Below are 26706 nucleotides of genomic sequence, written 5' to 3'. Positions count from 1 at the left end.
GCAATATCCGTTGGCAGTCATTAAAGTCTGTTTTGCTCAGGTAGATAAAGTCTGATTAATAATCTTAGACAGTTTGTTCGCATATTGAGGGTCAGTTGCGTAGCCGGCTTTTTGCAGGCCGTAGGCAAAGCTAGTCGCATCTTTAGCATTGGCGATCACATTTTCATAGCGAGGATTTTTTGTCAAAAGCTTTGCGTAGTCTTTAAAAGCTTCGCCGTAGGAGTCGTAAGCTTTGAATTTCTCAAGCTTACGGTAAGCGACACCATTCACGTACTCAGTGGTGACAGCATCGACCGTCTTGCCTTTCCATTGGCTCGTCGCCTTCATGCCGAAAATATTGTGGCTAGGGGTACCGTCAACAGACTTGATCTCTTTTTTACCCCAGCCACTCTCAAGCGCAGCCTGTCCCAACATGAATTTAGCGGGGATGCCAGTTTCAGCACTGGCCTGCTCAGCGTGAGCGGCTAACTTCTGTTGAAACTCTTTGACATGCGTTGCGTTGCTACCGGATGTTTTTCCTTGTGCAACAGCTTGCTGTCCCAGTTTCATACTATCCAGATAAGATTCGATTCCACGAACACTACTTTGCGTTGATAACCCGGATTGACTGGCACTATCACTCTGTAACACCTGATTGACCTGATTACTCGACAACTGCCTAACCAGCGCATCAGCCAAGCCCATACCGCGATTTGCCATGTTCTGTGACAGCTGCTGATCCAGCATCGATGTGTACATCTTGCTTTGCTCGTTATCAAATGGCCCATCCTGACCGCCCGCCTGACGCATCGATTTCAGCATCATATTCATAAACAAGGCTTCGAATTGTTTGGCCGCCGCTTTGAGCGCCTCGGGAGAATTGTCCTTTGAGGATTGCTTAAGTCCATCCAGGCTTTTAGAATCAAAAGCCAGTTTGTCCGTGAGATCAGTGCGTCCTATCATGGGGAATCCCTAGATGATTTCAAGCTCAGCACGCATGGCGCCAGACGCTTTCATTGCCTGCAAAATAGCGAGTAAATCTTGTGGGGTCGCACCAATCGCGTTAAGTGCCTTTACAACATCACTCAAATTTGTACCGGCTTTTAAAGTCACTAACTGACCTGCGTCTTTAGTAATACTGATATCAGATTTTTGCGTGACAGCGGTCTGCCCTCCAGACAATGCGTTCGGCTGGCTAACTGTCGTATCGTTATTGATGACGACAGATAAATTACCATGAGCGATTGCACAGGTATCCAGAGTAACTGCTTGATTCATGACGATGGAACCTGTTCTCGCATTCAGAATCACTTTGGCAGCAATTTGTGCAGGTGTAACGTCGATACTTTCCAAGTTCCCTAAAAAAGCAACGCGCTGATCGCTGCCCAGCGGAGAACGTACTTGTATCACGCGACCATCCATGGCGGCGGCAGTTCCTGCACCAAATTTTTTGTTGATTGCATCAACAACCTTGGCTGCGGTGGAAAAATCCGAGGTATTCAGTTCAAGATGAATAACCCCATCTTGTCCTAATAAAGAAGCAACGGCTTTTTCTACGGTTGCGCCTGAGGAAATGCGCCCGACACTCAAATGATTCACCTGCACCTTGCTCCCGCCCGATGCAGCGCCGACACCACCCACCAGGACATTACCTTGTGCCATGGCGTAGATCTGATTGTCAGCGCCTTTTAGCGGCGTCATCAATAAGGTCCCGCCTCGCAAGCTTTTTGCATTGCCTATCGAAGACACCGTGATATCTAGCGTCTGTCCAGGTTGTGCAAAAGGAGGCAACGATGCGGTCACCATTACCGCCGCCACATTTTTTAATTGCAAACTTGTGCCCACGGGAATACTGACACCAAGTTGCTGCATCATGCTGATAATGCTTTGAACAGTAAATGGTGTCTGCGTTGTCTGATCGCCGCTTCCATCCAGGCCCACCACGAGACCATAACCCAGCAACTGATTTTGACGAACGCCTTGAATACCTGCGATATCTTTGAGGCGCTCGGCGTCACAAACTTGTGACGTCATTACAGTCAGCAGGCACAGAATGGTCAGGCAAAATTTAATCCTATGTAATTTCATCATGGTCTCACCTGCCAATACTCATCAATCATCATAACGGGATAAAACTCAGGAAGAACCTGGTCAGCAAGGAATTTGCTTCTGCTCTGTCGATTCTTGCGGTTGAGCGATATTCAAAACGTGCATCGGCAACCTGCGTCGAAGGAACAACATTCGCAGCGGTAATCGTTGTTGGATTGACGATGCCGGAGAACCGTACATATTCTGCACCTTTATCAAAGGCAAGCTGCTTCTCTCCACTCACCAGCAAATTGCCGTTTGGCAGAACATCAATCACCGTCACCGAGATCGTTCCTGTGAAATTATTACTGGCTGTCTGAGCACCACTCTCATCAAATTTATTGGCCGATGTTGATGACAGGCCTGCATTGCTGGTGACGGCAGAAGACAATCCTAAAAATGAAGGCACATTAAAACTCGTGCTGCCACTTTTATTGGCAGAGCTTGCGACGGTTTTACCGGCACTGGTTTTTTCACTGATTGTGATCGTCAGGATGTCCCCTAACAATCGCGCCTTCTGGTCTTCAAACAGAGGGCGATAAGAAGCTGATTGATAGATTGCACCATTCAGTTCTTTTTGCGGCTTCGCTGACGCAGGGGATACGCTCATCGGCTGATGCACAATCGCCGGCGGTACAACAGCACAACCTGTCACCATCAAGACGCCAATCAACATTGAGAAAAAACCGGATTTCATACTAACCTCACAGTTGCGCTAATTTTTGCAGCATTTGGTCTGCGGTGGTGATTGCTTTACTGTTGATCTCATATGCACGCTGGGTCTGTATCATATTGACCAGTTCTTCAGCTACATTCACGTTCGACGTTTCAATAAAAGCTTGACTCAACAGACCGGCACCATTCGTGCCGGGGGTATTAGTGCCAGGATTGCCTGAAGCCGCTGTCTCTACATACAAGTTCTCACCCATCGACATCAGTCCGGCCGGATTAATGAAGGTAGCCAGTTGAATTGACCCTACCTGTACAGGCGCGGCCGAACCCGGCTGGGTAACAGATACTGTGCCGTCACGACCAACCGTAATCGTTTGTGCATTCGCCGGAATCGAAATAGCGGGTTGAATGACAAATCCACTTGACGTCACCATCTGGCCTTGACTATCTACCTGAAAAGAACCGTCCCTGGTATATGCAGTCGAACCATCTGGCAGCAAGACCTGAAAAAATCCTTGCCCTTGAATCGCGAGGTCTTTGCTATTTCCGGTTTGCTGGAGATTACCTTGCGTGAATATTTTCTCGGTAGCGACAGGACGTACGCCGACACCAAGCTGCAAGCCCGATGGCAGTTGCGTCTGCTGGGAGCTTTGCGCACCAGGCTGACGAATTGTTTGATAAAGCAAATCTTCAAATATCGCTCTGGAGCGTTTAAAACCCGTTGTACTGACGTTGGCCAGATTATTGGTAATTACATCCATTTGCGTTTGCTGCGCATCCAGACCTGTTTTTGCTATCCACAGTGAACGTATCATGTCATTTCTCCCTGATCTAACGAATGCGCAATTTCTATAACGCTTACAATTTTCACATCTACCTGTTTATCAATATTGTGTCGTATTCAAACTCAACTCAATGACAAGATCTGACTGGCTTTTGTTGCGTTACTCTCGGCGTTTTGTAGCAATTTCATATGCATATCAAACTGACGAGCCTGAGTAATCATCGTCACCATTGACTCAACGACGTTAACATTACTGCCTTCAAGCATGCCACCTGCCACACCCACGGCGGGATCTGCGTCTACGGCACTACCATCCTTGGTTTTAAAGAGCCCGTCATCACCACGTACTAGATTTTCTTCAGGAGGATTGACCAGTTTTAACCTGCCGATAACTTGTACGCCGTTCGGCTTGCTACCAGTCGGGATTGTGGAGACTGTACCGTCTTTAGCAATCGCGACCGAGACCTCAGGTGGAATGGTGATGATGCCGCCATCGCCTACCACATTGAGCCCGGCCTGCGTTTGCAAAACACCGTTTTCATTGAGTTTTAAACTGCCATGACGTGTTAACGCTTCACTGCCATCTTCTCGCTGTACAACCAGCCATCCCTTACCCTGCACGGCAACATCTAATTCTCGTCCGGTCATTTGCAAGGACCCGGTGGAATAATCCGTCCCTACCGTTGCGTCAACGACATAGGTTCTGGTCGGAAGACCATCACTGATAACGGGAACGGCACGAAAAGAGTCGAGCTGCGCACGAAATCCTGTTGTAGTCGCATTAGCCAGGTTATGTGCTGTCGTTGCCTGCTGCTCCAGCACATGTTTTGCACCTGTCATCGCTGTGTAGATCAACCGATCCATTGCCAACCCCTGTTAAATAACTAAGCACTAAGAAATACTGCGCACATGCAATACCGGACTAGAATTAACGCAAGTTGACCAGCGTTTGCAGTACCTGATCTTGCGTTTTAATCGTCTGGGCATTGGCCTGATAAACACGTTGCGCCGTAATCATATTGACCAGCTCACCCGTCAGATCGGTATTGGAGTCCTCGACTGCCGATGATGTTAATAGCCCCAGTCCACCAGCCCCTGCATCTCCAACCAATGCCGGACCGGAAGTGGCTGTCTCTGTCCACTGGTTGTCACCTAATGATTGCAAACCATTTGGATTAGTGAAATTTGCCAATACGACTTGACCTAGTACGGCTGTTTTACCATTGGTATAGCTACCAACAATCGTGCCATCTTTTGCAGTATTAAATTTTGATAATTTCCCTGAAGTGTAGCCGTCTTGTTTTAACGAACTGACACTAAAATCAGAGCCAAATTGCGTACTGCCAGTCATATCCAGTTTGATACTTAACGGGGTCGAAATCGGCGTAACAGCGCCGGTCGTGACCGGGATTGTGACTTTCAATGCCTTAGGATCCGTGACAGCAAATGCCGGCGTTGCCGCTACCAGTTTGCCAAGATTATCGAACCCTAATTTACCGAGAGGTACGGCTGCCGCAGGTGGTACATATCCGATCGGTACACCGTCACTCGTTGCAAACACATTCCATTCAGACGTCGATGGCGCAGTAGGAGGCGTCACAGCCGGGTCGATTTTTACGAAGAATGTTTGCAGTACGTGTGAGTTGCCAAGGCTGTCGAAAACTGCAACCGAAGTTGCCTTATTGTAGGATGTAGGATCGGTAGCAGAAAAAGCGATTGGCGTAGCGCCACCCGGCACGGTATTTCTGGAATCCAGATTTAATACAGCATTGACAGCAGCTGTCTGCGCAGGTGCGATGTCAGAAGTGTTGATATTGATGGCTGTTGCTGCACCGGTAGCCAGCACACCACTGGCATTGGCAACGTAACCAGTTAATTGCGCGCCCTGCGCATTCACCATATAACCGTTTTTATCTAACTGAAACTGGCCATTCCTTGTGTAGGTAACGGCGCCGTTAGTCGACATCCGAAAAAAACCGTTACCGTTAATCGCGATATCCAGTGGATTATTAGTTGATGTGATATTGCCCTGCGAAAATTGCTGTGCGATGTTTGCGACACGGGTACCAATACCAACCTGAGCTCCGCCAGCACCATTTAATGAATTCGCAAATACGTCGGCAAACTGCACTTGTGCCTGCTTAAAACCCACGGTACTCGCATTGGAAATATTATTACCAATCACGTCCAATGATTTGGATGCTGCATTCAAGCCACTTAAACCTTGTTGAAAACCCATGATATTTCTCCTTTTACTGGAAATTAATTAGCTTGCTCGCGAATTAGTAGATTTTTTTCACGTCGGCCAGACCGATATCGCCAACATTTGCTACATTCAACTTAACCCCTTGCGCATTCGACGTAACACTGGAAACCATCCCAAAACTTAATGCGGTGGCATCAATCGCCTTACCTGCAACGCTAGCGCTGACCTCAATCTGATACTGTCCATCAGCGGCGACGCCACCTTGATCATTCGTACCATCCCATGTCAACGCGTTGATACCACTTTCCATTGCACCAAGACTCAGTTTTTTCACCACGGCACCAGACGCATCTTTAATCGTGACATCAACTTTGTCTGCACCTTGAGCAAGCTCAACGCCATAGACACCCTTACTTTGAGAAAGACCTAATTTATTTCCTGCGGCAACCACACCGTGACCAATCATATTGGCTGCTTGCAAATTTTGAGCTGACAGGAAATTGGCATTCAGGGACGTCACGGTAGCATTCAACTTATCAATTCCCGTTACTGTGGACAATTGCGCTAACTGACTCGTCACCTGAGCGTTATCCATAGGATTTAGGGGATCCTGATTTTTCATCTGCGTTACCAGCAGGGTCATAAAGCGATCTTGCGCCTCCTGCGTGCTCGATTTTGCGGCAGTACCGCCATTCATCGTGGTCAGCAAGCTTGGGTCAACGGTATTAGTCTGTACGGTAGTCATTTCAATTTTCCTTTAACTTCTAACGAAGATCATTGACCCAGCGTGAGCGTTTTTAACAGCATGGTCTTTGCAGCGTTCATCGTTTCGACATTGGTTTGATAAGAACGGGATGCGGAGATCATATTCACCATCTCTTCAACGACATTGACGTTTGGCATCGCCACATAGCCCTTTTCGTCCGCCAGCGGATGCTTAGGGTCGTACATCAGTTTAGGCGGGTTATTGTCTTCCACAACCTCTTTTACCCTTACCGCCGTAGAGACGGAATCAGCAACAGGCACCGCGCTGAAAACAACTTGCTTTGCTTTGTATGGCTGACCATTTGAGCTAGTGACACTATCCGCATTAGCCAGATTGCTCGACACAACATTAAGCCGTTGCGCTTGTGCGCTCATTGCAGAACCAGCTACATTAAAAATATTGAAAAGAGACATAATCTATTACCCCTGAATCGCCGACAGCATATTGCGTATCTGCATATTAAGAATCGTCAAACTCGCCTCGTATCGCAACGCGTTGTCTGTAAATTGATTACGCTCCACATCCATATCGACAGTATTACCATCAATATTTCCCTGGACCGTTGTCCGGTAAAGTTGCGGACTACCGCCAACGGCTCCTTGCGTGTCGAGATGCTGGGGAGCTGTTTTTGCGAGTTCAGATGGCGCCTGACCAGCATTTCTTTGCAAGACGTTATTCATCGCGGTAGAAAAATCAATATCATGCGCTTTATAATTCGGTGTATCTGCATTGGCAATATTGGAGGCGATCATCTGCTGGCGCTGTCCTCTGATGGACAATACAGCCTCATGGAATCGCAAATAATCATCGACTTTGCTACTCATCACCCCTCCCTCACCTGCTCCACAACATCTACGGTAACCAAAACGGTTTTTGATGTTTTGCATCTTATCTCTGCAAAAGCAAGAACAATCATTTGAGAAGAACAGGAAAAAGCCTTCTATTCCCCGATTAGCTAAGGGAGAAATTGACTACACTCCAATGACACGTTTTCAGTTGAGTTCCGATGAAAAAGCTAATTGTTTTATTGTTACTATGTCAGTTGATGCCGGCCGTAGCTTTTGCACAGCCGGAGGATCCGCAGCGGATTCGACAAGCAGCTGAGGATTTTTTGAGGAAGCAAAGTGCGGGATTCAGTGGTGAGCCACAGATTACTGTAGGTGCTGTCGACAATCGCCTTAATCTGGCTACATGCACAAATATTGAACCATTCTTACCTCCAGGTAGCAAACCATGGGGCAAAATTACGATGGGTGTGCGCTGCAGCAGCCCTGTAGCATGGGTCGTGTACTTGTCTGCCAGTATCAAAGTATCAGGCGACTATTATGTTACTTCAGGCAACATAGTCCAAGGACAAACAATCACAGCCAATGATTTAATGAAAGTGACCGGGGAACTATCGAATCTGCCATCCGGAACCATCACCAATCCGAATCAGGCAATAGGCAAGTCATTTAACGTGTCTGTCACGTCGGGTACCGTAATAAAGAGCGATAGTCTAAAGAGTCCGATGGTCGTTCAACAAGGACAGTCGGTTCGCGTCACCAGTACTGGCAAGGGATTTCAGGTAGCAACTGATGGGCAGGCTTTAAACAATGCTAGCGAGGGACAAGTTGCCAAAGTTAAAATTTTATCAGGACAGGTCGTTAGCGGAATTGCGAAAGCAGGCGGCGTTATTGAGATCACTTATTAATCAGGTAATTTCTCAGCAGCACAATATTTCCGCAAATGAAGTTAAAGTTTAAAATATCGCAGCCGATATACATAATGTAGATGTATAAAAATCCCAACATAGAGGGTGATGCTGTGAAAATTAATGATGCACTAAAGAGTACCACTGGACTGCCAGCGGGGCCGCAACAGGTTCGCACCGACCAGCAGGCAGAGAAAACAGAAGTGTCGTCGACGCCCTCTGCGAAGGTACAGATTTCGCCTTTGTCGACGCAACTACAGGCCCTACAGAACACACAAGCAAGTAGCGCTGTATTTGAGGCAAAGAAGGTAGAAGAAATTAAGCTGGCCATTTCTGAGGGACGCTTCCAGGTCAATTCGGAAAAAGTCGCAGATGGCTTATTAGAAACCGTCAAAGATTTATTAAACGCAAGAAAACGATAATCATGAATCTCGTCAGCGCAAAATTGCCTCAATTGAATCAATCTCTGCAGAATGAATTGTCAGCAATGACATCACTGACTGAGATATTGAAATTAGAGCAAGCTGCGTTGATTGAAGGCCATGTCAATGACCTGAATGAATTCACTAAGCGCAAGGGTCAATGTATTGCCCAAGTTGCAGAATTGGAAAAAATTCGCAGCACGCATCTTGAAGAAATGGGGTTCTCAAGTGACTTGAACGGAATCAATGCGTTCCTGGCGCAAGCACCTGCTGAAACAACGATTGCAGATAACTGGACTCAGCTTCTGGCAATCGCTGAAAAAGCAAAAGAAATTAATCGCACCAACGGTATCCTGATCAACCGTCAGCTAATGCGCAATCAAGGCGCACTCAATGTTCTCCAGCAGAGCAATCCGGCAGGTGCGATGTATGGCCCAAATGGACAGGCTAAAATACAAAACATTACAGGACGCGGCCTGGTTATCGGCTAACAACCCACTGATAGTCCGAACGAAATATTTATTTCTTTTCGGCATTTACTGCACTAGCTGAATTCGCCAAGGGTACATCAATAACAGGTTCCGGCAAAATAGCCAGGATAGTAACTGTCACCCGCCGGTTCCTTGCTCTTCCCTCGACAGTAACATTCGATCCTACAGGTAATTTTGGCCCCTGACCGATAGCGGTCATTCTGTTTTCATCGACGCCATTTTCAGTAAATAAACGCACTACCGTGCTTGCACGAACAGCAGATAATTCCCAATTAGACGGAAAACTGGAATTCTTAATTGGTAAATTATCAGTATGCCCCTCAACCTGAATTGCATGATTATCTGCCTTGAGCACCGACGCTATCGCTTTTAACGCCTGATATGAATCAAGGTTCAATTTCGCCTCACCCGGCGCGAACAAAACACTCGCGTTGATCTCAATCGTAATACCGCGGCTGGTCTGACTGACACTCACCTTACCTTCGCGCACCAAAGGCTCAAGGACACTCAAAATATCACGCGCCATACCCGTCATCTGCTCACGTTCTTTGTGCAAAGTTTCGAGATTTTTTTGCTTAACGGGACGAATAGGATCAAGTTTGATTGCAGGCTCTACATCACTGTTGGCAGAATGCATCACCATCGCCTGACCAAATGCACCTGTGAGCGAATTAGATAAGACACGATATTTGCCTTCATTCAAAGAAGATATCGCATACATCACAACAAAAAAAGCGAATAGCAAGGTAATAAAATCAGCATACGACACCAGCCAGCGATCATGATTATCACTCTCATCATGATATTTTTTCCTGGCCATGGCGGGCTTATTTTTTGTGGTTGGCAAGGCGCTCTTCCACGACCCGGGGACTATCACCCAAGGCAATGCTGTAAAAAATATCCGATAACATTTCACGTCGCGTTACTTCACTGCTAATGATTTCCTTTAACTTATTACTGACCGGCAGAAAAAATAAGTTGGCTAGTCCTACACCGTAGATCGTTGCGACAAAAGCGACTGCAATCCCGCTACCTAATTTACTCGGATCGGACAGATTTTCCATCACATGGATCAGACCAAGAACTGCCCCCAGAATACCGATAGTTGGAGAGTAACCCCCAGCGGCATCCCATATTTTGACAGCCTGACGCTGTTCAATTTCATATAAAGAAATATCAACATCCAAGATTTCTTTTAAACGAACAGGATCAATTCCATCGATGACTAAGCGCAAACCTTTGCTGATGAAAGGATCTTTACTTGCCCCCATATAACGCTCTAAGCTAAGAAACCCCTCGCGGCGAGCAACAACGCTCCAGATCAGCGCCTCTTGTATCGTTTTTTTACTCGTGTCGATTGGCATGGATACGATCCATTTCAACATTTTGACGCCACGGATAAACGTAGGCATCCGGCTCTGCAACAGCACTGCCCCAATTGTGCCAATGACGACAATCACGAATGCGGCGGGCTGCACTAATGATGACAGGCGTCCGCCCTCGATGAGCTGCCCAGAGAAAATTCCGGTGATAACTAATACAAGCCCAATTATGCTAGCCCAGTCCACGCTTTCTCCCTTAAAGATGCTCTTAATCGAGCTACTGCCTGGCTGTGTAGTTGGGAAACCCGCGATTCAGATACCCCCATTACCGCGCCGATTTCTTTTAAATTCAATTCTTGTTCGTAGTACAGCCCCATTAAGAGCTTCTCTCTCTCGGGAAGGCTGTCAATTGCAAAGATAACCGCATCACGAAAATCTCCATGCAACAAATCCTGCAGAGGATCACCCGACTGATCGGTACAATAATGATCCAGAAAATGTTCTTTGGTATCGGCGTCATGAAAGTCTTCATAGTAGACCAATTGGTGTCCACCACTTTCACTCAAAACATCCTGATATTCAGCCAGGCTTAACTTCAATTGTTTGGCAACTTCCGTTTCTAGCGGAGGTCTGCCTAACTTTTGTTGAAGCGTGTTCATTGCCGTCTCAATCTTACGCATATTCTGACGGACTCCACGTGGCAACCAGTCACTATTCCTCAACTCGTCAAGCATCGCGCCGCGTATGCGCTGTACGGCATAAGTCTCAAATTGAGCACCATGATTATCTTCATAGCGGTTGACCGCGTCGAGCAAACCTATCATGCCGGCCTGAACAAGATCATCCACCTCGACACTGGGGGGTAAGCGCGCCTTTAATTGATAGGCAAGTCGTTTTACCAGAGGAGCATGCTCTGTAAGTAGAGAATTTTTGTCTGACTTTCCGCTGGCAGTGTACATAATTTCTTTTAAATTCCGATGCCCACACCCAACTCAGGCAAGCCACGCAACCCCAGTGTTGACTGAGCAGCTGTTGCCAACTGTTCAGCCAATTTGGAGAAGGCAATTGATGCTCCAGCCAACGGAAAAGCATCAATTACGGCACGACCCAAATGAGCAGCTTGTTTCATGTGATCGTCTTCAGGTACATAACCTACAAAATGTAATGGAACGGCTAAGTAACGGCTCGCCGCCTGAGCCATATTGGCATATACCAGTCGCGCTGATTGTTCAGTTGCCCCAGAGACTAAAATACCGTAAGAACGACGACCAAGGCGACTATTAACTCGTTTAATCAAACCATATGCGTTTTTAATAGTGACGGGATTTGCCGATACTTGTATCACAACATCAGACTCCTCAAACGACGCAAGAGGAAACGCATCATTACTATCGATTTCACTATCGACGATCACTAAGTCGGCCGCATTTGCCGCAACATCAAAAACCCGGGATAATTTTCGCGAATTTTCGGCTGGCAACCGCGTTGAATTCATCGCATATTTGGATAGCATGGACACCGATAAATTTGATGAGACTATTTTAATCGCCTCTTTCATTGTACGCTGTTGTCGCGCTACATCCAACAGGGTGCTCTCGGAATCGCTGCCCAACCACGATCCTATACTATGGCTTGAGCAGCGCGCATCAATCATCAAAACTCGTTGACCTTGCCTGGCAAGCGAAACACCAAGATTGACCAACATGCTGCTCTTCTCATCATCACGCAAAGCAGACAAAAACGTTAATACGCGCGGCTTTGGCGCCTCAAGCATACGGCGCAATCCTTCTGCCTGATCAAAACTAGCCAAGAGACACCTCCCGCAAAGCACCGGGATTAATCGCGTTTGCCATTGCAGCATTTGCCATCACCATCGGGAGCTCATCATCCTGCAAACTAAAAGCGGAAGTCTCGCGTTTTAATTTAAACGCACGATCAACCAGATACTGCTTGTTAGCGACATGCAAATCTTCAGGCACACGCTGGCCGCTGGCAACATAATAGATATTCAGTTTCTGACGCACAGCAATATCTAGTACACCACCAATCGTTGCTGCTTCATCGAGCTTCGTCAAAATACAACCAGCTAAATCGCCTTTACCCTGATAAGCCCTGACTACCTCACTTAAGGTTTCACCGGTAGAGGTCGCATTTAGACATAAAAGTCGCTTCACATTACTATCGGCGCCTGACAACATCGCAATCTGCTCTGCCACCATCTTGTCACGTTGGCTCACACCGACCGTATCAATCAACACCGTATGCTTATTCTTGAGTTCAGACAAAGCGATGCGTAAGTCGGACTCGTCTTTAACAGAATGCACCATGACGCCGAGAATTTTGCCATAAATACGTAATTGTTCGTAGCCGCCAATACGATAACCATCTGTCGTGATCAAGGCCAGCTTAGCCGGCCCATGGCGCATCACACAGCGCGCTGCCAACTTGGCAGTCGTCGTGGTTTTACCCACGCCAGTAGGACCGATTAATGCATACACACCACCTTTTTCTAATATCTCGCTTTCATTTGAAATAGTAGACAGATTCTTGTTCAGTATCGCTTTAATCCAATCAAGACTGCTGACGACGTCATCTGATTCAGGCATTTTTTCGATCAGAAAGCGGGACAAACTCGCGCTAAATCCGGTTGCCAGCATTTCCCGTAAAATTTCAGCTTTCTTAGGCTGGCGCTTTTGTGTATTTGTCCAGGAGAGTTCTGCCAATTGCGCTTCCAGCATCCCTCTCATCGACCTGATCTCATTCATGACGGCAGATATCTCACCCGGACTAACCTGTGGAGTCGTCTCGCTATCAAAGCGACTGATACTGTTCGCAGTATATTGCTGAGAACTATCGTCCGACGTGAAGCGAGGAGTGAACCTAGGGACATCCGCCACCATTATTTTTTTATGTTCTGGCGTCACCAGTGAGCTTACCATCTCATCAGCCATCGCCAAGATCTCTACCCGGCCGTCAACATTGCGATTCGATAAAATCACTGCATCCGAACCTAGCGCATCTCGAACCAGGCGAATCGCTTCACGTGAGGTATTTGCCGAAAATTTTCTGACGTTCATAATTGCCCTCCAACGAGGCTGGTAACTCTAATAGTTTTAGTTTCAGGTAGTTCTGCTTGCGATAAGACTTTTAATTGAGGCAAGGTTCTTCTGAGGAAGCGAGACAATAAAGCTCTTAATGGACCCGGCACCAGCAGCACTGGGGTCAATCCCATTTGTTCCTGATGCTGTGCTGCTGCCTCTGTCTGACTTGCTAAAGTATCGGCAAGACCGGGCTCAATCCCTGCACCGTCGGCACCATTCGTCTGCAATGCCTGCATCAATAGCCGCTCCAGGCGATTGTCCAGAGTCATCACCGTCAATTCATTCGTAGAAGGGAATATTTGCTGAACAATCGCACGACCAAGCGAAATACGAACATAGGTCGTCAATTCATTCGCGTCTTGTGTGTGCATAGAATGCTCTGAGAGCGTTTCGATAATGGTTCGCATATCACGGATATGCACCCCCTCGATGAGCAGGTTTTGTAAGACTTTTTGCAGTATCGAGAGTGGTAATAATTTAGGAACTAATTCCTCCACGAGCTTAGGTGACTCTTTTGCCAGATGATCCATAAGCTGCTGCACTTCCTGACGACCAAGCAACTCCGCAGCATGCGATGTAATCAGATGATTTAAATGGGTTGCAATCACAGTGCCAGCATCAACAACGGTATACCCCATCCCTTGCGCCTGTTCTCGCATCGCCGCATCAATCCAGACTGCAGGTAATCCAAACGCAGGATCCGTCGTGACAGCACCTGGTAAATTTCCCGTAACCATCCCAGGATTAATTGCTAGATATTGTCCGGTCAACGCCTCACCAGTCCCGACCTCGACTCCTTTTAAAGTAATTCTGTAAGCCGATGGTTTCAACTCGAGATTGTCACGAATATGTACCGGAGGCGACAAGAAGCCAACCTCCTGAGCAAATTTTTTACGAATCCCTTTAATTCGTCTGAGTAGCTCACCGCCCTGCCCTTTGTCAACCAGAGGAATGAGTCGATAACCGACTTCTAATCCCAAGGTATCTACCGGCAAAATATCTTGCCAGGTCGCCTCTTCTATTTCGGGAGCGGTTGCTTGCGGTGGCGCTTGTTCCTCGGCTGTGGCAACAATTTCAGATTTTTTCGTTAATAAATATCCGCCTCCAATTAGCACACCCGCTAGAAGAAGAAATGCTACATGGGGCATACCAGGAATAATTCCCATGCCACCAACGATACCGCCGGTGATATACAGTACTTGAGGTTTGGCAAATAGCTGACCAATCAACTGGCCACCGATATCCTGGTCACTGGCAACGCGGGATACGACAACACCCGCAGCAGTCGAGATAATTAATGAAGGAATTTGCGCAACCAATCCGTCGCCAATTGCCAGTAAAGTGTAGTTTTTTAAGGCTGTTGCGAAGTCCAGATCATGCTGCACCATACCGACGATTAAACCACCGACAATATTAATAATCGTCACCATGATGCCAGCAACAGCATCGCCACGAACGTATTTAGAGGCACCGTCCATCGCGCCATAAAACTCCGCCTCCTGTGCTACTTCTGTGCGGCGGCGACGAGCTTCTTGCTCAGCGATCAATCCTGCATTCAGATCTGCATCAATCGCCATTTGCTTACCTGGCATCGCATCCAACGCAAAACGGGCACCGACCTCGGCAATACGACCGGCACCTTTTGTTACGACGGTAAAGTTAATGATGGTCAAAATCACGAATACGACGATACCAACCGTATAGTTACCGCCAATCAAAAAATGCCCGAATGCTTCAATGACCTTACCAGCCGCATCTGGACCAGTATGGCCCTCAGTCAATACTACACGGGTAGAAGCGACATTCAGCGATAGACGTAACATCGTACTAACCAACAGTACCGTTGGAAAAACCATAAAATCGAGTGGTTTTACCGTGTACAGGCTGGTCAATAAAACGATAATTGCCAGAGCAATATTAAAACTAAAAAATACGTCCAGAACAAACGCAGGCAGTGGCAACACCATCATCGCCAGCATCATAATAATCAAGACGGGTGCAGCAATCGCCTTGTTAGTAAATATGCTCATCCAGGCGGGCAATTTCAGACTATTCATTCATAAGCTCCGATTAAAGGAGACTGTTGTGGTAATTCGTTATTAGGATCCAACTCGGGGGGCACGTCGATTTCTGTCGGTAAAATCGGCTTTAAACCACCATGCTGACGGAAAGTTTTCAGTTGAAATACATAAGCAAGCACTTCGGCCACAGCGGCATACAGCTTCTCCGGGATTTCATCTCCCAACTCCGTGTGCTTGTATAAAGCCCGCGCTAAAGGGGGAGCTTCTAACAAGGGGACATTATTTTCACCTGCAATTTCACGAATTCTCGCGGCAACTGCGTCAGCACCTTTAGCAACGACTCTCGGCGCGCCATTACCACCATCGGTGTATTTCAGCGCAACGGCAAAATGCGTAGGATTCGTTACGATAACGTCTGCCGTCGGAATCTCTGCCATCATGCGACGACGTGCCATTTCTCTTTGCTGAGCTCTGATTTTTGCTTTGATTTGCGGATTACCGTTAGCCTCTTTCGACTCCTGAATCACTTCCTGATGTGTCATCTTCAACTTGTTAGCGTAATGCCACATTTGATAAGGAGCGTCTATTGCAGCGATAAAAACAAGCGCACCAACAATCGATAAAAAACAAGCTGCAAGCAAATTACCCATATGAGCACTGCCTTGTGCAAGCGGCTCAAGAACCAAGCCAAAAATTGCATTTTTTTGACTCATTACAACTATCAGAGCAACACTACCAACAAGAATCGTTTTGATAATGGCCTTGACGAGTTCTACCCCGGCCCGAGTTGAAATCATATTTGCCAAACCAGACAAAGGATTCATGCGAGAGAAATTAGGTTGTAAGGCCTTCCCGCTAAACAACCAGCCGCCAATCAACAAGGGAGATCCGATTGCCACAATAACTAACAATCCGGCAATCGGCGCAAATGCAATCAACACATCCATCAGACCGACAGCAATACTTGAAAACAATAAATTGATATCAAATGCCAGGCTACGATCCAGCGATAAACCATTCATCAACATATGACTTAACTGACGTATTAAACCGCCTCCAAAGATCCAAAGTGCACTCCCCGCAGCCAATAAAATAGTGCAGGTCGACAGCTCTCTTGAACGTGGGACATCACCCTCCTCCCTGGCCTGCTCCAGACGTTTGGGTGAGGCTGGTTCGGTTCTTTCGAGATCGCTTTCTTCGGCCATCGCCGACTCCCATTCTTTTCTGAAATGCAAGCCAGCTAATGCCAGCACATTTCTACAGTTAAGATTATTCGCGAAATTAGAAAAGTGACATACGAGGAATAAGTGATGAATTACCCCTCATTTCACAGGAAGTGTTAACTCAGACCTTACGAGCAATAACAATTTGAAGTGACACTAAAAATTACTCCACGATAGTGAGCAAAAATTTCGCTTGTTTAAGGTGGAGGAACAAATGAAAAATGCGCCAGAGCGGCGCATTTTTTAAAAAGAAGTAAAACAAAAATACAATGCTTATGTAGCAGCGATATTTTTTGCCCAAACTAAAGCGGACAGATGTGCGGCATTAACCTCATTCGGTTTTATGCGTAACGACTCTGATAAAGATCCTACTAACATGCTATTCAACTCACAAGCTTCTGCAAGCGCAAGGTAAGGACCATAAGCACCACCTCTCGAAATTAAGGCTTCAGTAACGGCCTCTGGCAACTGAATCGTTGACAAAACCTCTTCCATTGAAATTCCAAGCAGGCGATCTAACAAAGAGAACATTCCGGCAACAAACAGATTTTCCGCCTCAGCTTTAGACATGTAAGGCTGACCTAAGAGCTCCGCAAAACGTCCGCGAACAATCGCCGTTTCCAATAAAACCGGTGAATATCCACTGGTACTCGCTGTCGCAAGCAAAAGGGACAACCAGCGATACAAGGGGCTATAACCAAGAATTTGTACTGCATGTTTCAACGACTGCACTTCGGTTCTCAAACCAAAACCTGCAGAATTTATATATCGCAATAATTTATAAGCAAGCGTGGCATCTCTTTTTACGACGGCCTCAAGCTGCTGAATATCTGCGTTCTTCCTGATCATTTCCATCAACTGCAGAATAGTCGTCTGCGCAGTATTTAAACCTTTTTTCTCAGCACTCGGTCTCGGCGTCAAATGTAACTTACCAACAAAGGAATCAAGTCCTAAAGCAGAGCAAGCATCAAAATCCTGCCAACTGAGGACGTTTCTCGCAACCATCCGAACCGAAGATTGCTTGAGCGCCGCATAGACCTTGGCCTGTGATGCCAGATTGGCTGGATTTAACTGAACTTCTATGTGGGAAATTTGCGAGAAAAAAGATCTTTCCAGTGTGCTCAGATCAGCGCCACGCATGCAGATTCCGTAGCCCAATTGACGTAGTTCTTTGATTGACTCAAGTGTCTCAGGATTTGTAAAGTCACGCTTTGATAATACCAAAACGGTATTTTTGGGCGGTAACAGTTTTAAGCCCTCAGCCTTCAATAGTTCTGGAACAGCATCCATAAATAAGATACTGTCACCCAACAAAAAGCCCGTATCCTCATCATTAAGCTTTTCGGCAACAAATTCCATCAGGGAATTCAAATCATCAACACTGAACTCCGCCGCTTGGCTTGAATTTTGCCATGATAATTGAAAACCAATAACACGCTGCTTAGGATCAAGCAAAGGCTCTCTAACAATGAAGTTAGTTTCGTTCATATTAAATTATAAGTAATAACTTTATTTAGGCGAAAGGATTAGCTAAAAACCAAGACTGTCAAGCAAATCATCTACTTGCCCTTGATTTGAAACTACATCGACATTGCCGTCAGGATTAATTTGCGGCCCATTCATCAGACCGTCTCCAACATCTCGCTTGATTTCGTCAGGAGAATAGTCGATCAACAATTGCACAAGCTGTTGCTCAAGATTCTGAGCAATATCAGTTACTCTCTTTATTACTTGCCCGGTTAAGTCTTGAAAATCCTGCGCCATCATAATATTCATCAGATGGGATTTTGTCTCTTTACTGTTGGCAGCAACTAGTTTTAGGTAGGCAAGTGTTTCTTGTGCAGTTTGCTGATATTGTTCCAATGTTGTGGAACTAGATATCAATCTTTCAAAATCTACAGAAATTTTCCTGGCGCCGTCGTCAAGGGATTCCTGCAGCGGAATTGCCTCGTCAGTTGCATTAAGAACACGCTGCGCCGCCTGCTCCGACATTTTTGCCACATAATCAAGTCGGTCACGGGCATCAGGAATGTCTTCTGCCGCTCTTTCAAGTAACTTATCTAAACCCAAACCTCGCAAATTATCGTGCAACAGCCGCGTCATTTGGCCTACTCGCGAAAGCAGGTCATCATGTTGCTCGTTGTCATTCATCTCGTCACTCATCGTAGCTCCCTGACAGGTTGCTCTTTGCTACGCAGGTTTTCCTAATTTTTCAAAAATTTTTGACAGCTTTTCATCCAAAGTTGCGGCAGTAAATGGTTTTACCACATAGCCGTTTGCACCAGCCTGAGCAGCAGCAATGATATTTTCTTTCTTTGCTTCTGCAGTTACCATCAGAACCGGCATTTTTGCTAATGCGGGATCAGCACGAATGTGCTGCAGCATTGTCAGACCATCCATATTTGGCATATTCCAGTCCGAAATAACAAAGTCAAAATCGCCACTCTTCAGTTTGGCCAGTCCCATAGCACCGTCTTCGGCTTCATCTACATTGGAATAGCCAAGTTCTTTGAGCAAGTTTCTAACGATACGGCGCATCGTTGAAAAGTCATCTACAACTAAAAACTTCAGGTTCTGATCGGCCATGAATTACTCCATTGTTTCTTTAAAGATAGTTAATAACATTATCGGTCAGTTTAATACAAAGTGCTGCTAATAATTAATAACAATTTTGAATTGTCGGATCTAAACACGTAAAGCACGACTTCCATGCAAGGCTAAGTAATGCAGCACCAACGAAGGCAGCTCATTTAAAGGACCAACCTCATGGGTAGCACCAACCGCAATTGCCTCACGTGGCATACCAAATACTACACAAGTTGCTTCATCTTGGGCAAAATTGTATGCCCCTGCATTCTTCATTTCCAGCATACCATTAGCGCCATCTTTCCCCATCCCAGTAAGGATAACGCCAACCGCATTTTTGCCAGCATAAGTTGCTGCAGACCGAAATAATACGTCTACCGACGGTCGATGCCTGTTAACCGGAGGCCCATCATCTAGCTTAGTCACATAATTAGCCCCACTTCTGGCTAACAACAGATGTGAATGACCAGGCGCGATGTAAGCATGTCCCGGCAAAACACGTTCACCACCGGCAGCTTCACTTACCGAAATTTTACATAAACCGTCAAGCCGCTTAGCGAAAGACCTGGTAAAGCCCTCTGGCATATGCTGCGTAATTAAAATTCCGGGACAGTCTGAGGGCATTTGAACTAAAAAATTTTTAATGGCTTCAGTACCACCAGTTGAAGCACCAATGATGATAAGTTTCTCACTACTTGTCAGTGGGTTTTTCACCAAAGGCAATGCTGTTAAGGCAGCTTTATCGGCATCAGTTGAATGAAGAGTTCTTGGCCGGATACGCGCTTTTGATGCAGCGCGGATTTTATCTGCGATCAGTTCCGAGTATTCCAACATACCGCTCTGAATTGACAGCTTAGGTTTGGTGACAAAATCAACTGCCCCCAGCTCAAGGGCTCGCATCGTAATTTCTGATCCACGCTCCGTCAAAGACGATACCATGATGACAGGCATTGGCCTCAGCCGCATTAATTTCTCTAAAAAATCCAACCCATCCATTTTTGGCATTTCAACATCAAGTGTTAAAACATCTGGATTTGTTTGTTTGATCAGATCTCTGGCAACCAAAGGATCAGGAGCAACGCCAACAACTTCCATATCCGGCTGGCGGCCAATGATTTCACTCAACACACTACGTATCAGTGCGGAGTCATCTACGATCAATACTTTAATTTTCATAAAAATATCCCGCATCAACGCTAGATTTCATACGATTGTATTTAAAACAAATCAATATCGCCGCCAACTGGTACCGTTTTAAGGCGACTAGCATAGTCTTGCTCGCGTTTTCTCAATGTATCGTTATGCTCAACCTTCAATTTTTTTACTAAAACTTTTCCAGTTTTTGGAAAAAAATATACTTTTCGAGGATAGATATCATTCAAATCCTCTGCAATCACACGCATTCTCTCAGCACGCAAATAATCGAGTACAAATTTTGCATTCCGCTCGCCAACATTAATCGCTGTGAACCCCCGCAAGACATTTCCGCCACCAAAAACTTTGGCTTCCATATTCTCGCGTTTAGCTCCTGCTTTTAATAGCTCGTTAATTAATACTTCCATTGCATAAGTACCATATCGCATAGATGCGGACACGGGGTTATCTGTATCAGCCCCTCCGTCGGGAAGCATAAAATGATTCATCCCGCCGACACCTGAGACACGATCTCGGATACACGCTGAAACGCAAGAACCAAGGACTGTGACAATCAACATATCTTTTCCTGTGAAATAAAATTCACCAGGTAAAATTTTTGCGGCATCACAATCAAAAGTACGATCGTAATAAATGTTCGTCGCAAAATGCTCTTCACTTAATTGGCTCATGACTTAACCTTTGTTTGTATGATTCGAAACAGTCTTACGGCGTGACTCGTGCATACCCGCAAGTTCGTAGACTGTTTTACCTCTTAATTTGAAGTCATCAGAAACATACAGAAAATTTTCAGAATGTCCGGCAAAAAGTAACCCATCAGGTTTCATAAGCGGAACAAATTTCTTTAAAATTTTCCCCTGAGTTGGCTTGTCAAAATAGATCATTACGTTACGGCAAAAAATAGCATCAAACTCACCATTAACTGGCCAGCTATCTGCCAAAAGATTCAGTTGTTTGAACGTGATGAGATCTCGCAATTCTTGTCGCACTCTAACCAATCCATCTTGAGCACCTTTTCCTTTAAGAAAAAATTTCTTTGCTCGTTCCGGAGACATTTTATCTAGGCGATCAATGTTATAAACACCTTTTGAAGCAGTTGATAAAACGTTGGTATCAATGTCTGTCGCAATGATATGTGCAGGTGGCTTTAAACTGCCGAATGCCTCACATAATGTCATTGCAATCGAGTAAGGCTCCTCTCCCGTTGAGCTTGCAGAACACCAGACGTTGATGGGATCTTTCCTTTTTTTTACGTGTTCAGCAAGCAAAGGGAAATGATGCTCTTCTCTAAAAAAGGAAGTCAAATTCGTTGTCAGTGCGTTAGTGAATGCCTCCCACTCGGCACCAGCAGGTTCTTTCTGCAACTGATCCAAATAAACAGAAAATGAGTTAATACCTGTCGCACGTAAGCGACGTGCCAAGCGGCTATAAACCATTTCCTGCTTGCTGTCAGCCAAAGAGATACCCGCCTTTTGGTATATTAGCCCTCTAACTCGGTCAAAGTCTTTTTCATTAAAATCAAATTCCTTTGCTGTTTCAGCTCTGTTTTTTTCAGCAGATTTGGTCATTAATTTATCCTTAACATGAGGCTTACTTAATCAACCAATATTTAGACAGGATTGATTTCATCTATATGAATACGTACAACATAATCAGTCAATCTTACGTCACGGCAAAACAACAGTTATTCAGGAAATTCACAATATTTAATTAGTCCGAGTAAATAGCATTATTTCGACTCATCAAAATAGAAGAGGAATCTAAGTAATTTAAAACAATCCAAAGAGTTTAAAATTCATCCCACTCGTCGTTAACAGAATTACTATGCTGCCGGTTTGGAGATGCCGATGACTCTTTTCTTGCAGTCAATTGCTTCACAGGCGAACGCCCCTTGGAGCTTACATGTACAGGTGCTTTAGTAGATTTCGCGGGCTTAGCCGCTGAGAAAGTATCAGCACCACCGAGCTTAAAGACACTGACTGCTTGCGCCAAAGCCTGAGCCTGTTCTTCCATACTCTCTGCCGCTGCCGCTGCTTGCTCTACCAAGGCTGCATTCTGTTGCGTCATTTCGTCCATCTGGGTAATGGCGAGATTGACTTGTTCAATCCCGGCACTTTGTTCCTGGCTTGCTGCCGTAATTTCGCTCATGATGTCGGCGACATGCTGGACACTGGTGACAATTTCGTCCATGGTCTTGCCTGCTTCGTCGACTAGTTTGCCTCCTTGTTCTACTTTGTCGACGGAGTCGTCAATCAGGGCTTTGATTTCTTTGGCGGCACTGGCGCTGCGTTGCGCTAAGTTGCGGACCTCTGAGGCGACAACCGCGAATCCACGCCCTTGTTCGCCAGCTCTGGCGGCTTCAACAGCGGCGTTGAGGGCGAGGATGTTGGTCTGGAAGGCGATGCTGTCGATGACGCTGATGATGTCAACTATCTTGCGGGAGCTGTCTTTGATGGAGCCCATGGTGTTGACAACCTGACCCACAACGGCGCCTCCTTTGACTGCGACACTGGAGGCGGAGACGACGAGCTGGTTGGCTTGTCTGGCGTTGTCGGCATTTTGACGAACGGTACTGGTGAGTTCTTCCATGGAGCTGGCTGTTTCTTCAAGCGAGCTGGCTTGTGATTCGGTTCTTCTCGATAAATCAGCATTCCCTGAGGCAATCTCTTGGGATGCTACTGTGATTGCCTCAGTTCCGGAGCGAACCTGCCCCACAGTTTTACCTAAACTATCATTCATATCTTTCAGTGCATTCAGCAAAGACGATACCTCATCGTTGCCGCTCACAACTACTTGTGCAGACAGATCTCCCGCTGCAACTTGTTCTGCAATAGAGACAGCATCACTTAAAGGTAAGGTAATACTTTTAGTAATCATCCAAGCGACAAAAATACCAATGAGCATAGCGCAGAGTAAGATCAAGAATAACCAGAAGCTAAGTTTTGAACTATTTGCAGCTGATATCTCAAATTGACTCTTGGAAGCCGCTTCCTGAAATTCGACTAGTTTATTAATCTGCTGTATCGATTTACTGCTTAGTGGATCAATGATGGTCGCAATAATTTTTGATGCACCTTCTGCATTGAAGGCGAGAGCCTGACCAACAGCGTCTTTAAAAGGTTTCTCAATTTCCTTATCTGTTTTTGCAAGCTCATCAAGTAATTTTTTTTCTTCCTCAGTTAGTCCTAAAGAAGAAATTTTTGCTTTTGCTTCCTCATATCTTTTTCGTTGTGATTTAACTTTAGCATCCTCTTTTTGCATCTCTGCGACATCGGACTGTATCCCGATGTTACGCATTGATATTCCGCCCTCAAAAAGAGCGCTTTTCATCGTATTAGCTAAAGCTTGTTTTTGGCTTGAATTATTTAAACCTTCAATTAAAGCGTTTCTGTTTTTTGCGGCAAGCACGTTGGCAAGCACTAAAGTCAGTATCAGCCCGCCAATAATTAATCCAAAACCAAGCCCTAAGCGTGCACCGATTCTGAAGTTACGCAAATTCATAGCATTCTCCTCCTTCAATTTTTATTTTTTATTTTGCTGATTCGATTGCGAAACAAACCGCTAAAAACAGTTTTACTACCTATCAGGCCTGATGATCGACCAGCCCCATTTCTGGACTAGACATCAATTTATCGATATCGACAAGGATTAACATCCTCTCCTCAAGTGTCCCCAGCCCGATAAGGAAGTCTGAGCTAAACGTTGTTCCCATTTCTGGCGCTGGTCTGACTTGTTCTGGCAACAATGTCGTAACGTCAGAAACGCTATCGACGACCATACCAACAATACGCCCACCAATATTCAAAATAATGACAACAGTGAACTGATCGTAAGTCGGTTCACCTAAATTGAATTTAATACGCATATCTACAACAGGAACAATAATGCCGCGCAGATTAATAACGCCCTTGAGGAATTCTGGCGCGTTGGCAATGCGGGTAACAGCTTCGTAGCCGCGGATTTCCTGTACTTTCAGAATATCAATTCCATATTCTTCATTACCCAATGTAAACGCCAGAAATTCATGTCCGGCAATATCAGAGCCAGAACCGTCGACTTTGGTAGTATTTCCTTCAGATATTGGTAAAGACTGCGCCATATGATTACCTCCCGCAATTGTTTATATAAATTTTATTGATCATCGAGCTGAGCGCAATAACGCTGAGACATCCAGAATCAAAGAAACCCCGCCATCACCTAAAATTGTAGCGCCCGATATCCCAGGTACTTTACGATAATTTGACTCTATATTTTTGACGACTACTTGTTGCTGACCGACCAGATCATCGACAAATAAAGCGGCCTTCTTGCCATCTACTTCAACAATCACGGCAATACCATCGGACGGTTTGGTAAACTTGGGCTCGATATCAAAACATTCGTACAAAGGGATAAGCGGTAAATATTCATCCCTGACTTTGACCACACGCCCCTTGCCGCTAATTTCCTTCACATCTTGACTTGTTGGCTGAAGTGACTCAATCACAAACCCTAACGGAAGGATATAAATTTCTTCGCCAACCTTAATCGACATACCGTCTAAAATCGCTAATGTCAGAGGCAACGAGATAGTAATCGTGGTACCAAAGCCCTTGGCAGAACGAATATCTACAACCCCCCCCATCGCCGTAATATTTCGTTTGACCACATCCATACCGACGCCTCGCCCAGAGACGTCCGTAACTGCTTCTGCAGTAGAAAACCCAGGAGCAAAAATCAAAAGCCAAACTTCGCTGTCGGTCATTGAGTCAGAAACAATCAACCCGTTTTGCTTGGCTTTCGCTAAGATTTTTTCCCGGTGAAGTCCCCCACCATCATCACTAACCTCAATAATGATATTGCCACCTTGATGAACCGCAGATAGTGATAATCTGCCAGACTCATGCTTACCTGCCTGCAAACGGGCCGCTGGCATTTCTATGCCATGATCAATGCTATTGCGAACAAGATGCGTTAGTGGATCAACAATTCTTTCTATCAGGCCTTTATCCAATTCAGTCGAAGCACCATAGGTTATAAATTCAACTTTCTTACCTAACTTCGTCGCCAGATCTCTCACCATTCTAGGGAAGCGCGAAAATACATAATCCATCGGCATCATGCGTATAGACATTACCGCTTCTTGCAAATCACGTGTATTTCTCGTTAAGTGAGCAACACTGCTAAGCAAACGTTCATTGGCAATAGGATCTAATTCCTGCGTGCGTTGCTCAAGCATTGCCTGTGTAATTACAAGCTCGCCAATTAAGTTAATTAGTTGATCAACTTTCTCGATACCAACTCTGATAGTGGATGCCTCCTGGGAGGCATGCGATTTCTCAGACTCCTTTTTGACAGGAGCCTTTAATTCCACTTTCGCAGAATTCGGATTAGCCGCATTGGGATCTGTAGTTGAAGGTGATGTTACATCGGCATTCGGCGGGAACATCGACTCAATAGGCTCAAAAAAACCATATCCCAGATCATCATCCGACGATACAACATGATGTGCGGTACTCAGGGTGGGCATCTCTTGAGCGGATATCTTCAAGTCATCGGGGTCAAGAATAAAAGAGCATATTGCAATAATATCGTCTTGCGTTCCATTGGTTCTTAAAATCAGCGTAGTGAGTCCATCGGCTTTTTCTTCTTTAGAAATAGCTCCTAGCAAACCTAATTCCGAAAAAATTGCAGATAAATCGTTTGCCGTGAGTTTAGGCAACTCTATCCGAAAGCAAGTAGAGTAAGTTTCATTCTCAAGTTTTGCATTCGATCTTGAATGATCCTCAAACGCAGCTACCGGTGCCTTAACCGGCACGACATCTTGTGACAAAGATTGCAAGAGCATTCTTACATCGGCGACTGCATCCTGATCAACAGGAGTACCTAGCCGATGTCCATCTAGCTGCATCTTTAAAATATCTTTGGTAATCAAAAATGCATCGACATGCTCAGCCGTTAACGCCATCTCTCCTTTACGAATTTTATCGAGAAGTGACTCAAGAATATGAGTCACTTCCGTCATATCATTTAATCCGAAAGTAGAGGATCCGCCTTTGATCGAATGTGCAGCACGAAATATCGCGTTGAGATCTTCAGGGTCCGGAGAGGAGATATCGACAGCCAGTAACAATTTCTCTTTTTCGGCCAAAAGCTCTTCAGCTTCGTCGAAAAAAACTTGAAAAAACTGACTCATGTCAATCGTCATTATCTTGCTC

28 protein-coding genes are annotated in these 26706 nt (G+C 45.6%); 3 read left to right on the top strand and 25 right to left on the bottom strand.

Going from position 1 to position 26706, the window contains the following annotated elements:
- Positions 1-36: 36 nt before the first annotated feature.
- The 9 genes from flgJ to flgB form a co-directional block, all read right to left on the bottom strand.
- Positions 37-942: a flagellar assembly peptidoglycan hydrolase FlgJ gene (gene flgJ / locus ACO0K3_RS01925; RefSeq protein WP_422981365.1), complete on the bottom strand. Its 906-nt coding sequence runs from the start codon at positions 940-942 to the stop codon at positions 37-39.
- A 9-nt stretch (positions 943-951) separates the two neighbouring features.
- Positions 952-2067: a flagellar basal body P-ring protein FlgI gene (locus ACO0K3_RS01920; protein WP_422982091.1), complete on the bottom strand. Its 1116-nt coding sequence runs from the start codon at positions 2065-2067 to the stop codon at positions 952-954.
- A 31-nt stretch (positions 2068-2098) separates the two neighbouring features.
- Complete coding sequence (locus ACO0K3_RS01915; RefSeq protein WP_422981363.1) at positions 2099-2764, bottom strand: flagellar basal body L-ring protein FlgH; 666 nt, start codon at positions 2762-2764, stop codon at positions 2099-2101.
- A gap of 7 nt (positions 2765-2771) precedes the next feature.
- Entirely contained in the window at positions 2772-3554 is a 783-nt protein-coding gene (gene flgG, locus ACO0K3_RS01910; protein WP_422956930.1) for a flagellar basal-body rod protein FlgG, read from the bottom strand.
- 92 nt (positions 3555-3646) lie between these two features.
- Positions 3647-4387: a flagellar basal-body rod protein FlgF gene (gene flgF / locus ACO0K3_RS01905; protein ID WP_422981361.1), complete on the bottom strand. Its 741-nt coding sequence runs from the start codon at positions 4385-4387 to the stop codon at positions 3647-3649.
- A gap of 64 nt (positions 4388-4451) precedes the next feature.
- The gene (flgE, locus tag ACO0K3_RS01900; RefSeq protein ID WP_422981359.1) at positions 4452-5762 is read right to left on the bottom strand and encodes a flagellar hook protein FlgE; all 1311 of its coding nucleotides are present in this window, start codon (positions 5760-5762) and stop codon (positions 4452-4454) included.
- A gap of 43 nt (positions 5763-5805) precedes the next feature.
- Positions 5806-6474, bottom strand: a complete 669-nt coding sequence (locus tag ACO0K3_RS01895; protein ID WP_422981357.1) for a flagellar hook assembly protein FlgD — start codon at positions 6472-6474, stop codon at positions 5806-5808.
- 29 nt (positions 6475-6503) lie between these two features.
- The gene (flgC, locus tag ACO0K3_RS01890; RefSeq protein WP_422958463.1) at positions 6504-6908 is read right to left on the bottom strand and encodes a flagellar basal body rod protein FlgC; all 405 of its coding nucleotides are present in this window, start codon (positions 6906-6908) and stop codon (positions 6504-6506) included.
- A gap of 6 nt (positions 6909-6914) precedes the next feature.
- Complete coding sequence (gene flgB, locus ACO0K3_RS01885; RefSeq protein WP_422981355.1) at positions 6915-7319, bottom strand: flagellar basal body rod protein FlgB; 405 nt, start codon at positions 7317-7319, stop codon at positions 6915-6917.
- A gap of 182 nt (positions 7320-7501) precedes the next feature.
- On the opposite strand from flgB, the gene flgA reads away from it, so the two are divergent.
- The 3 genes from flgA to ACO0K3_RS01870 all read left to right on the top strand — a co-directional run bounded on the left by flgA (position 7502) and on the right by ACO0K3_RS01870 (position 9101).
- A complete protein-coding gene (gene flgA, locus ACO0K3_RS01880) occupies positions 7502-8188 on the top strand; it encodes a flagellar basal body P-ring formation chaperone FlgA (protein ID WP_422981353.1) in 687 nt (228 codons plus the stop codon).
- 113 nt (positions 8189-8301) lie between these two features.
- Positions 8302-8610 carry a flagellar biosynthesis anti-sigma factor FlgM gene (flgM, locus tag ACO0K3_RS01875; RefSeq protein WP_422956936.1) on the top strand — a complete coding sequence of 103 codons (309 nt, stop codon included), beginning with the start codon at positions 8302-8304 and terminating at the stop codon, positions 8608-8610.
- Positions 8611-8612: 2 nt separating this feature from the next.
- Positions 8613-9101 carry a flagella synthesis protein FlgN gene (locus ACO0K3_RS01870; protein WP_422981351.1) on the top strand — a complete coding sequence of 163 codons (489 nt, stop codon included), beginning with the start codon at positions 8613-8615 and terminating at the stop codon, positions 9099-9101.
- Between the two features lie 28 nt (positions 9102-9129).
- On the opposite strand, the gene motD is transcribed toward ACO0K3_RS01870, so the two are convergent.
- From motD to cheA, 16 genes are all read right to left on the bottom strand, one after another.
- Positions 9130-9921, bottom strand: coding sequence for a flagellar motor protein MotD (gene motD / locus ACO0K3_RS01865; protein ID WP_422981349.1), 792 nt, complete (start codon positions 9919-9921; stop codon positions 9130-9132).
- Between the two features lie 7 nt (positions 9922-9928).
- Positions 9929-10669, bottom strand: a complete 741-nt coding sequence (locus tag ACO0K3_RS01860) for a flagellar motor protein (RefSeq protein ID WP_422981347.1) — start codon at positions 10667-10669, stop codon at positions 9929-9931.
- Positions 10651-11382: an RNA polymerase sigma factor FliA gene (locus ACO0K3_RS01855; RefSeq protein ID WP_422981345.1), complete on the bottom strand. Its 732-nt coding sequence runs from the start codon at positions 11380-11382 to the stop codon at positions 10651-10653. The genes ACO0K3_RS01860 and ACO0K3_RS01855 overlap by 19 nt, the downstream gene beginning before the upstream one ends.
- 8 nt (positions 11383-11390) lie before the next feature.
- Positions 11391-12233 (bottom strand): MinD/ParA family ATP-binding protein, encoded by an 843-nt coding sequence (locus ACO0K3_RS01850; protein WP_422981343.1) that lies wholly within the window; start codon positions 12231-12233, stop codon positions 11391-11393.
- On the bottom strand, positions 12226-13500 hold the full coding sequence (flhF, locus tag ACO0K3_RS01845; protein ID WP_422981341.1) for a flagellar biosynthesis protein FlhF: 1275 nt from the start codon (positions 13498-13500) through the stop codon (positions 12226-12228). The genes ACO0K3_RS01850 and flhF overlap by 8 nt, the downstream gene beginning before the upstream one ends.
- Entirely contained in the window at positions 13497-15581 is a 2085-nt protein-coding gene (flhA, locus tag ACO0K3_RS01840) for a flagellar biosynthesis protein FlhA (RefSeq protein WP_422981339.1), read from the bottom strand. The genes flhF and flhA overlap by 4 nt, the downstream gene beginning before the upstream one ends.
- Positions 15578-16750 carry a flagellar biosynthesis protein FlhB gene (gene flhB, locus ACO0K3_RS01835; protein WP_422981337.1) on the bottom strand — a complete coding sequence of 391 codons (1173 nt, stop codon included), beginning with the start codon at positions 16748-16750 and terminating at the stop codon, positions 15578-15580. The genes flhA and flhB overlap by 4 nt, the downstream gene beginning before the upstream one ends.
- A 291-nt stretch (positions 16751-17041) precedes the next feature.
- The gene (locus ACO0K3_RS01830; RefSeq protein WP_422981335.1) at positions 17042-18256 is read right to left on the bottom strand and encodes an EAL and HDOD domain-containing protein; all 1215 of its coding nucleotides are present in this window, start codon (positions 18254-18256) and stop codon (positions 17042-17044) included.
- 42 nt (positions 18257-18298) lie between these two features.
- Positions 18299-18931, bottom strand: coding sequence for a protein phosphatase CheZ (gene cheZ, locus ACO0K3_RS01825; RefSeq protein WP_422981333.1), 633 nt, complete (start codon positions 18929-18931; stop codon positions 18299-18301).
- A gap of 27 nt (positions 18932-18958) precedes the next feature.
- Positions 18959-19354: a chemotaxis response regulator CheY gene (gene cheY, locus ACO0K3_RS01820; protein ID WP_262836013.1), complete on the bottom strand. Its 396-nt coding sequence runs from the start codon at positions 19352-19354 to the stop codon at positions 18959-18961.
- A 99-nt stretch (positions 19355-19453) separates the two neighbouring features.
- Positions 19454-20530, bottom strand: a complete 1077-nt coding sequence (locus tag ACO0K3_RS01815) for a protein-glutamate methylesterase/protein-glutamine glutaminase (RefSeq protein WP_422981331.1) — start codon at positions 20528-20530, stop codon at positions 19454-19456.
- A gap of 41 nt (positions 20531-20571) precedes the next feature.
- Positions 20572-21180: a chemoreceptor glutamine deamidase CheD gene (gene cheD / locus ACO0K3_RS01810; RefSeq protein ID WP_422956948.1), complete on the bottom strand. Its 609-nt coding sequence runs from the start codon at positions 21178-21180 to the stop codon at positions 20572-20574.
- 3 nt (positions 21181-21183) lie between these two features.
- On the bottom strand, positions 21184-22077 hold the full coding sequence (locus ACO0K3_RS01805) for a CheR family methyltransferase (RefSeq protein ID WP_422981329.1): 894 nt from the start codon (positions 22075-22077) through the stop codon (positions 21184-21186).
- Positions 22078-22297: 220 nt separating this feature from the next.
- The gene (locus tag ACO0K3_RS01800; RefSeq protein ID WP_422981327.1) at positions 22298-24010 is read right to left on the bottom strand and encodes a methyl-accepting chemotaxis protein; all 1713 of its coding nucleotides are present in this window, start codon (positions 24008-24010) and stop codon (positions 22298-22300) included.
- Positions 24011-24092: 82 nt separating this feature from the next.
- A complete protein-coding gene (locus ACO0K3_RS01795; RefSeq protein WP_422981325.1) occupies positions 24093-24608 on the bottom strand; it encodes a chemotaxis protein CheW in 516 nt (171 codons plus the stop codon).
- Positions 24609-24647: 39 nt separating this feature from the next.
- A complete protein-coding gene (gene cheA / locus ACO0K3_RS01790; protein WP_422981323.1) occupies positions 24648-26696 on the bottom strand; it encodes a chemotaxis protein CheA in 2049 nt (682 codons plus the stop codon).
- Positions 26697-26706 lie beyond the last annotated feature (10 nt).

This window comes from Undibacterium sp. Rencai35W, assembly GCF_049340185.1.
In the GTDB taxonomy this organism is placed as follows: domain Bacteria; phylum Pseudomonadota; class Gammaproteobacteria; order Burkholderiales; family Burkholderiaceae_D; genus Undibacterium.
Note: the sequence above shows the minus strand (reverse complement) of the source record. Positions and strands in the feature narration are given on the sequence as shown.